This window comes from Halochromatium sp. (assembly GCF_054919635.1).
Genome location: NZ_JBUDPI010000138.1, coordinates 1 through 8,894 on the forward strand (window position 1 = coordinate 1; position 8,894 = coordinate 8,894).

At 63.9% G+C, this 8,894-nt stretch carries 7 protein-coding genes and 1 pseudogene; 6 read left to right on the forward strand and 2 right to left on the reverse strand.

The features are described from left to right. Positions 1-2,063 (reverse strand): sensor histidine kinase (locus ACY693_RS09980; protein WP_462321680.1); only part of this gene is annotated, 2,063 nt, incomplete at its 3' end. A gap of 27 nt (positions 2,064-2,090) precedes the next feature. Between ACY693_RS09980 and ACY693_RS09985 the strand changes: the two genes are divergently transcribed. From ACY693_RS09985 to ACY693_RS10000, 4 genes are all read left to right on the forward strand, one after another. Then, positions 2,091-2,846 (forward strand): FkbM family methyltransferase, encoded by a 756-nt coding sequence (locus ACY693_RS09985; RefSeq protein WP_462321681.1) that lies wholly within the window; start codon positions 2,091-2,093, stop codon positions 2,844-2,846. A 107-nt stretch (positions 2,847-2,953) separates the two neighbouring features. Then, positions 2,954-3,949, forward strand: coding sequence for a zinc-dependent alcohol dehydrogenase (locus tag ACY693_RS09990; protein WP_462321682.1), 996 nt, complete (start codon positions 2,954-2,956; stop codon positions 3,947-3,949). Between the two features lie 42 nt (positions 3,950-3,991). Then, complete coding sequence (locus ACY693_RS09995; protein WP_462321686.1) at positions 3,992-4,399, forward strand: 6-pyruvoyl trahydropterin synthase family protein; 408 nt, start codon at positions 3,992-3,994, stop codon at positions 4,397-4,399. A gap of 197 nt (positions 4,400-4,596) precedes the next feature. Then, complete coding sequence (locus ACY693_RS10000; protein WP_462321683.1) at positions 4,597-4,989, forward strand: acyl-CoA thioesterase; 393 nt, start codon at positions 4,597-4,599, stop codon at positions 4,987-4,989. Positions 4,990-5,063: 74 nt separating this feature from the next. On the opposite strand, the gene ACY693_RS10005 is transcribed toward ACY693_RS10000, so the two are convergent. After that, on the reverse strand, positions 5,064-6,707 hold the full coding sequence (locus ACY693_RS10005) for a class I adenylate-forming enzyme family protein (RefSeq protein WP_462321684.1): 1,644 nt from the start codon (positions 6,705-6,707) through the stop codon (positions 5,064-5,066). A gap of 224 nt (positions 6,708-6,931) precedes the next feature. Here ACY693_RS10005 and bchI point away from each other — a divergent pair, with 224 nt between their 5' ends. Together bchI and bchD are read left to right on the forward strand one after the other, a co-directional pair. Next, the gene (gene bchI, locus ACY693_RS10010) at positions 6,932-7,960 is read left to right on the forward strand and encodes a magnesium chelatase ATPase subunit I (protein WP_462321685.1); all 1,029 of its coding nucleotides are present in this window, start codon (positions 6,932-6,934) and stop codon (positions 7,958-7,960) included. Positions 7,961-8,078: 118 nt separating this feature from the next. Further along, positions 8,079-8,894: pseudogene (gene bchD / locus ACY693_RS10015) on the forward strand (magnesium chelatase subunit D); the annotation flags it as partial.

Genomic DNA, 8,894 nt, shown 5'->3' on the forward strand with positions numbered 1-8,894 from the left:
AGAGCGCATTGGCCTAGGAGCTCAGCGTCGCTGAGCCTAAGCGACGATTGATCTGGCGCGGATCGGTGGTGACGCTTGGGTCCCTCAGTGCTCGCGCCTTCGCCGCCGTTGTTCTCGGCGCTGTCTTGCGCGCCGACCGTTGTCGGGACTGTCTCCGGGGTTGGCAGCGATGCCGCCTGAGACTCGATCACCTCAACCGCTGCCAGATTGCTCGGGTCGCAGGAAAGGGGCAAATGCAGCGTGAAGCAAGAGCCGAGTCCCGGTGTACTGGTTACCGTGATCTGGCCGCCGAGCAGCTGCGCAAGCTCCTTGCTGATCGAGAGTCCTAGACCCGTGCCTCCGTAGCGCCGACGAGTCGAGCCGTCTGCCTGTCGAAAGGCCTCGAAGATGACCTCTTCCTTGCCGTCCGGAATGCCAATACCGGTATCAGTGACCGAGAGTGCCAGCGGGTAGTCCCCGTCGCCAGCCTTGATGGCGATCGTGACCTGCCCGTTCGGGGTGAATTTGGCCGCGTTCGAGAGGAAATTCTTGAGGATCTGGCGAATCTTGGCTTGATCGCTGTAGATGCGGTTTGGTGCTGCGGCACTGAGCTCAACGCGGAGCTTCAGCCCCTTCTCGGAAAAGATGGGACCAAGCATCACAACGAGCTCGTCGATCATCGGCTTGGGTGGGACCCATTCCAGATGAACCGTGACCGCACCTGCCTCGATTCGGGAGATGTCGAGCACGTTGTCGATCATCGTGAGGAGGTCTCGTCCGGCCTCGTTGATGACCCCTGCCTGGCGACGCTGGTCGTCATCGAGTCCAGATTCCTGCGCGGCGAGTAGTTTCGAGAGCAGCAGAATCGAGTTCAACGGGGTCCGCAGCTCATGACTGACGTTGGCCAGGAATTCCGATTTGTATCGATTCGATTGCTCCAACTGCCGCATGTGCTGGCGCTCCGCGCTGAGATGCTCGGCATGGCTGTGGGCAAGCGCATTCAGCTGCTCGCCAAGCTCTCTAACCTCGCTGGGGCCGCGCCATCGGAACCGCGGCATCTGGTCTGAGCGCAGGATGCTGCGGACGCCACTGGTCAACTGTTGGCCGAAATGCTCTGCACGGGACGCCAGCCAGCGTGCGATGATCAGCACGACCAGGATCAGCACCAGCACGATACTGAGCACACGTCCGACCAATGCATTGCGAAAATTCGCGATGGGTGAGGGGTCGACGGGTCGCCCGACCCAGAGCGGCTGAGCATTCTCGGTGAGGAACATCGGCACCCAGAGCAGCGGTGGTCCGTAGTCGCCTTTCCAAAGTGCCAGCTTGGCTTCATCGAAGATGGCCTCGAGGCCCGGAAAGTCGGCAAAGGCGAGCGCTTCTTCGCTGAATGGCTCACCGGGGCGCAGGTAGCGCCCATCGTCCGTTACCCAGAGGGTGTCGCGGTAGAAGTTGGCCAGGCCACCGACGTCGATGGTCATCATCAGGAGACCCAGTGGCTTGGTCTCGTCTTCAGGCTGTTTGCCGACGGGGCTCGCGAGCTGGAGTGTCATCAGCTGTCGAGGATCTTCACTGGCTGCAAAGGAGTTGACGCGGATACGGCTGACGATGACCTCGCCGGTCTTGAGCTTGAGACCAGCGTTGGTGAAGCCCCGGCTCGGGGGATCGGGCGGGTATTCGGTCGGACGCCATTCGCGCGTGGCCGCATCGCGCTGAAGCCAAAATCGCTCGTTGCCATCGCCGTCGACGAAGAGGATCTCGATCAGGTCGGCCTGGTCACTAAGCATCTGGTTAATCCAGCCGGTGTAGCGCGCCCGGGCAAGGTCGATCGTCTCTTCATTGCTGGCCTCGCCAAGGATCATGCCAGGCTCCGGGAGCTTGGCCAGCAGTCGAATCATCTCGTGGCGACTGGCAAGATGTTGGTCGAGATCGCGAAAATCCGCGCGTAAGTTCTGTAAATAAGCCTTCTGGTAGAACAACGCGGTACGATCAAGCACCAGCGGCAGATTGATCAGCACGGCCACGATCAGTGGCACCAGGCCGAAAGCGAGCAATAGCAGTAGGATGTAATAGCGAAGCTTCATTCGGAGCTGAGCCAGCGCGAGCGCATCATGAGTTTAAAGAACGCAATAAGGCGAGAGCTAGGCGTTGCTCGCTCCCTGTACCAGCGCTACCACAGCGCCGATGGGGCTTGGCGCGATTCGCTGTTGGGCGAGTTCGTGCGACCCGGTGATCTCGTGTTCGACATCGGCGCTCATGTCGGGGATTGTATCGCGAGCCTGCGCCGGCTGGATGCCCGGGTCGTTGCCGTCGAGCCGCAGCCCGCATTGGCGCGAGCATTGCGCATCTTGCACGGTCGCGACCGCCAGGTCGTTCTCGAGCGGGTCGCGGTCGGTGCTGCCACGACCGATGCGGAGATGCATCTCAACCTTGCCAATCCAAGCGTGAGCTCGATCTCGAGCGCGTTCATCGATGCAGCTCAACATGGACAAGCCTGGCAAGGACAGCGTTGGGAGACCAGACTCCGTGTTCCCGTTACCACGCTGGATGCCTTGATAGCGCGTTACGGAGAGCCGCGATTCTGCAAGATCGATGTCGAAGGCTATGAAGTCAGCGTCTTGCAGGGATTAACTCATCCATTAGCCGCCTTGTCCTTCGAGTTCACGACTATCCAGCGCTCGGCCGCGCTGCAGGCCCTCGAGCAATGCGAGCGGATCGGTCGCTATCGGTACAATGCGTCTCTGGGTGCCAGCGGCTCATTGGTGCATGACGACTGGCTGAGTGCCAACGAGATCGGCTGCTGGATCGAGCAACTGCCTGAGGCGGCGAATTCCGGCGATGTCTATCTGGCTCGATCTGATGGCTAAACCGGATACACCGCGGGGCTCGGTTCTGCTGCAGAGGGACTGCACATCAACCTGTTTGGGCGAGATTCATCAGTGATGCGGCACTCTTCGAGTAAGGGCGTGAAGTAATGGTTGCGATCGATTCGGCCCTGGCATTCTGGCTCGTCCGGCCTGGACAAGCTGAGCTGCGAGCCGAGACGCTCGCGCCGCTTGCACTGGGGCAGGTTGAGGTGGGCACGCTTTTCAGCGGCATTAGTCGGGGCACCGAGTCCCTGGTGTTTCGCGGCGAGATCCCAGAGAGCGAGTACGAGCGGATGCGTGCCCCGTTTCAGGCTGGGCAGTTTCCGGGGCCGGTCAAGTATGGCTATATCAGCGTGGGCCGCATCGAGGCCGCCGATGAGGCCGAACTCCTCGGCCAACAGGTGTTCTGCTTGTATCCGCACCAGGACCGCTATCGGGTGCCTGCAGCGGCCGTCCATCCACTGCCAGAAGACCTGCCGGCCGAGCGGGCCATCCTCGCCGCGCAGATGGAGACCGCCATCAACGGCCTCTGGGACGCACAGCCGCGCCTCGGTGATCGGATCGCAGTTGTCGGTGGCGGGGTACTGGGCTGCCTCTGCGCCTGGCTGGCGAGTCGCATCCCAGGTTGTGAGGTTGAGCTGGTCGATATCAATCCGCACCGCGCTGAGACGGCCGCGGCCTTGGGCCTCAGGTTCCGGGGGCCAGCGGCCGCGCGTCCGGATGCGGACCTGGTGATCCACGCCAGTGGAACCGCCGACGGCTTGACGACAGCGCTCGCGCTCGCGGGCGTTGAGGCTAACGTACTGGCATTGAGCTGGTTTGGCAGCCGAGCGGTACCCCTGCCGCTGGGCCAGGCCTTCCATCAGCGGCGGCTAACGCTGCGCTCCTCGCAGGTTGGCCGCCTGCCGCTTGAGCAGCGCGCGCGCTGGGATCATCGCCGGCGCCTGCAGCTGGCCCTGTCGCTATTGACTGACCCAGTGCTTGACGTATTGATCAGTGGCGAGGATGGCTTCGCGAACCTGCCGGCGGTGATGGCTGAGCTGGCGAGCACCCCTGGCGACACACTGATGCATCGTATCCGTTATCCTAGAAACGATCGTTGAGCGGGGCGGGGAACACCACGGCTGGATGTAGGGGGAATGACCATGTATAGCCTTTGCGTGCGCGACCACATCATGATTGCACACAGCTTCCGCGGCGAGATCTTCGGCCCCGCCCAACAATTGCATGGCGCCACCTATGTGGTCGACTGTGAGCTACGGCGCCGGGAGCTGGACCCGGATGGCTTGGTGGTGGATATCGGCAAGGCCTCGATGGTGCTGCGGGAGGTGCTCGGGGAGCTCGATTACCAGAACCTGGACCAACATCCGGCCTTTAAGGGCCAGAATACGACCACCGAGTTTCTTGCCCGCGCGATCTTCGACCGGTTCGCAGCGCGCATTAGCGCGGGCGAGCTCGGTGAGTCGGCGAAGGGGCTGAGCGTGATGCGGATTCAGTTGAGCGAATCGCATGTGGCCTGGGCCGCTTTTGAGGCTGAGCTGCCAGCCCTCTAGCTGTCGAACGCGGCGCGGCATCGGCTGAACCGTCATCTGGCGTCTAATCCCTTTGACTCTCAGGGCACGCTGGGCGGCGATCCAGCCGAGACCCTGGCCTGGCTAGCGACTGGCTGACCAGCCACGGATCTGGCTTGCGACTGACTTGGCTGGCTACTGGCCAGAGCTCCAGCGTCCACTCCTGGAGGACAACACCCATGATCGAGCATCAGTTCCGCGTCGCGCTGCACGACACCGATGCCGCGGGCGTGCTGTTCTTCGCGCATCTGTTCCGGCATGCCCATGATGCCTACGAGGCGATGATGGCGCGGATTGGCTGGCCAGTCGATGGCCTGATCAGAGCAGGTCAGCTCGCCCTGCCGTTGGTGCACGTCGAAGCCGATTATCGCCGGCCGCTGCGCCATGGCGATCAAGTCGAGGTCGACATCGAGCTGAAGGCCCTTGCCGAGCGCCGCTTCAGCCTCGCCTATCGATTCGTCAGTGCGGATCAGGAAGTGGCCACGGCGCTCAGCGTCCACGTCGCGATCGATCCTGACACAGGCCAGCGTCAAGCGCTGCCGAAACCGCTCATCAGCGCGCTGTCTGCGTGATCGCGTACCTATCTGACCCGCTGGCGTGTGGCCCGCCACGACATCAGCCAAGTGCGCGAGCCAAGACCCCGCGTCTAGGTTTGTCCACGCAACGATCTGCTCCGATCAGCTCGATCAGGTTCATCTTCGGTATTGCTGCCACCAGGCTGTACGAGGGCCTGGGCACAGGCAATCAACGCCTGCCGGTCGCGCTTGCCGGAGCTCAGTCTTGGCAGTGTGTCGAGACGCGCGAAGGCTCGAGGTCGTTGATGCGAAGACAGATGACTACGGCACCAGGTCTCAAGCTCTAATGGCTCGAGATTGCCTGTATAAAGCGCAGCCAGTCGATGGCCCCAAGTCGGATCAGGGACCCCGACGACGGCGACCTCAGTGATCTGATCGAGCCGGGCGAGCTCGTGCTCGATCTCAGCGGGCAGCACGTTGATGCCGGCAATCAATACCATATCATCGGCGCGTCCTCGCACCTCTAATCCGCCGGCCGAGCGCCGACAGGCCAGGTCCGAGGTCTGCAACCAGCCGTCCACAAGGCCCTCGCCCGGGGTGCGCGTCGGATTGGCATAGCCAAGCATCAGCATGGGCGCTCGGATGCGCAGCGGCTGGTCTTGCCGTGGCCCTTCATCACAGCTTGGGCAGTTGAGCTCGACATCGCCGAGCGGAATCAGCCCCCCCTGTGTCAGGCCATCGGTGCCGATCCAGTTGCCGGCGATCTGCGAGAAGGTCTCGGTCATGCCATAGCCCAGATAGACTGGCCAGCCCCGCGTGACTGCGCGCCGGGCTAGACGCCGGTCGAGTCCCTGTCCCCCGACGAGCGTCACGCGCAGCAAGGGCGGCGGCGTCGGATCGATGCAGAGCAAGCGCTCGAGCATCGCCGGGACAAGGGAGAGGTGGGTGATCTGCTCGTCCCAAAGCACTCTCTGGACCATCTCGGCGTCGAAGCGCGACTCAATGATCAGCTCGGCACCCGCGATCGCGCAGCGGTAGCCGAGCGCAAGCCCGCTAACAGGGGGGCGGGGCAGCACGCAGAGCCAGCGGTCGCCGAGCCGGAGATCGAGCCGCTTGTTCACTGCCAGACAGGAGGCGGTGACATTGGCCGCGCTCAACATCGCAATCTTGGGCTCTGCGCTGCTGCCGCTGGTCTCGACCAAGACCGCAGGCGTTGTCTCAACAGCGGGCACCAGGCTGTCCGTTTGTGTTGCCGTGTCTGGACCTGGCCCCGCTCGCGTGGCTCTACCTGTTGGTCGAGGTCGAGCTGCTGGCGGTGAGGTTCCTGAACGCGTGGCTGCGGATACAGGGGATGCGTGGTTGCGGATCAGAGCACCGGCCCCAACGCCTGTCAGCGACGCAAGATCAGGATCTCCCTCAAGGGGCGCCCAGCACCATTCAGCCCCGGTCGAGCGAATCAGTGACTCGCGCCTTGTGCGAGGCAGATCGGCGCGAACGGGCAGCATCGCGACACCAAGTCGAGCCAGCGCCCATTGCATCAGGATCGAATCCAGCACCGGCGTGGTTGGACAGAGCACCAGCTCAACAGCCGCTACGCCAGCATTGACCAAAGCCGTCGCCCGTTGATCGATGAGAGTGGCTAGCTGAGCGTAGGAGTAACAGCGGTCGCTGATCCGCAGCGCGCTAGCATCGCCGAGCGCGCGCCGGCGCTCCATCAGCGGGCTCAGGTCGCAGTGCTGGTCTCGGGGATTGGCGGTCTCATCTGAATCGTTCATGACGCCTTGAGATCGTCACAGAAGGGTTAGGCTTGCCAAGCGCGAAATCTGTGCCCCTCGACGAGCATCCGCGAGCGGCTGCGCTGAGCCAGCGCAAGCAAACGAACAGTTGATCTTGACCGCAAAGAATCTCCGACGCTAGGGTCTTGCGGCGATCGCAGTGCCGCGATTCTAGCCTCCAGTAAGGGCATCTGATAAAGCCCGCCGACAAGGTTCACACGACTATGCCGCTTGCCTTCCCCTTTTCTGCCATCGTCGCCCAAGAAGAGATGAAGCTCGCGATCCTGATCGCAGCGACCGATCAGAGTATCGGCGGCGTGCTCGCGTTCGGGGATCGCGGCACCGGCAAGTCGACCGCCATTCGTGCACTGGCCGCGCTGCTGCCGGCGATGCGGGTGGTCGATCGCTGCACCTATAACTGCGATCCGGACGCCCCGGAGTCTGGACTCTGCGAGCAGTGTCGCGAGCGCAAGGCGAACGGCAAGCTCAAGGTCCGCAAGGCGCAGGTGCCGGTGGTCGACCTGCCATTGGGGGCGACCGAGGATCGCGTGATCGGTGCACTCGATTTGGAGAAGGCGCTAACCCGCGGTGAAAAGGCGTTCGAGCCCGGTCTCTTGGCGCGCGCGCACCGTGGCTTCCTCTACATCGACGAGGTCAACCTGCTCGAGGATCATCTGGTCGATTCGCTGCTCGATGTCGCCGCCAGCGGTGAGAACGTGGTCGAGCGCGAAGGCCTGAGCGTGCGCCATCCGGCCAAGTTCGTGCTGGTCGGCAGCGGCAACCCGGAAGAGGGTGAGCTGCGACCGCAGCTGCTCGATCGCTTTGGCCTCTCGGTTGAGATCAGCACCCCGCAGGACCTGAAATCCCGGGTTCAGGTGGTGCGTCTGCGCGACGAGTTCGAGCGTGATCCGCCGGCCTTCATCGAGAGGTACAAGCGTAAGGATGGCAAGGTGCGGCGCCAGATCCTGAATGCGAAGGAGCGGCTGCCCAACGTCGAGGTGCCGGATGCGGCGCTCGAGCGCGCCTCCGAGCTCTGCATGAAGCTCGGCACCGATGGTCTGCGCGGTGAGCTGACGCTGATTCGGGCCGCTCGCGCCTTTGCCGCACTCGAGGGTGACGAGACGGTGACCGATGAGCACCTGAAGCGGGTCGCGCCGCCGGCCCTGCGCCATCGACTGCGGCGCAATGTGCTTGACGACGCCGGCTCCACAACCCGCGTTGAGCGCGCGATCGAGGAGCTATTCGGCGAATGAGCGCTGTCTTTCGCGGGGCCTGTCTGCCGAGCACTGATGGCGACCCCAATCGCCATCTGACCGCGCTCGGGCGGTACGGCAGGCAACCGGTCCCGGCTTCGGGTCTTTCTTCAGCACGATGAACGATGAGCATCCATCGGCACTGCCCGATAACAGCGCGCGCTGGGATGATGCCTGTCTCGCGGCGGCGCTGTTCGCGGTCGATCCGGCCGGCAGCGGCGGTATCTCGGTGCGAGCATTGCCGGGACCGGTGCGCGACCTCTGGATGGAGCTGCTACGCGAGCTATTGCCGCCGGAGCTGCCGTTCCGGCGCATCCCCTTGCATGTCGCCGATGGCCGGCTGCTCGGCGGTCTCGACCTGGCGGCCACGCTGCACGCTGGGCGTCCGGTCGCCGAGCGCGGTCTGCTAGCCGAGGCCGATGGCGGCGTGGTGCAGTTGGCGATGGCCGAGCGGGTGGGGCGCTCCACCGCAGCCTATCTGAGCACGGCGCTCGATAACGGCGAGATCCAGGTCGAGCGTGACGGGATCACCGCGCGCACCTCTGCGCGGGTCGGCGTGGTGGCGCTCGATGAAGGTGCCAATGAGGAGGAGCAGGTGCCGCACACCCTGCTCGATCGCTTCGCCTTCCTCCTCGATCTCGGCGATATTCGCTACAACGAGGCCATTCCCTCGGATATCGAGGTCAGCCAGATCCAGTCGGCGCGGCGCAGGCTGACCGAGATCGAGGTCGACGGCGAGGCGATCGAGGCGCTCTGTGGCACCGCGCTGGCGCTCGGCGTCGATTCGCTGCGCTCCTCGCTCGCGGCCTTCCGCGTGGCGCGGGCCTCGGCTGCGCTTGCCGGCCGTGAGCGGGTCGAATCCGCCGATGTGAGCGCGGCGGCCCGCGTGGTGCTGGCGCCGAACGACGACCCCGGCTCAACCGGGGTCCGCGCG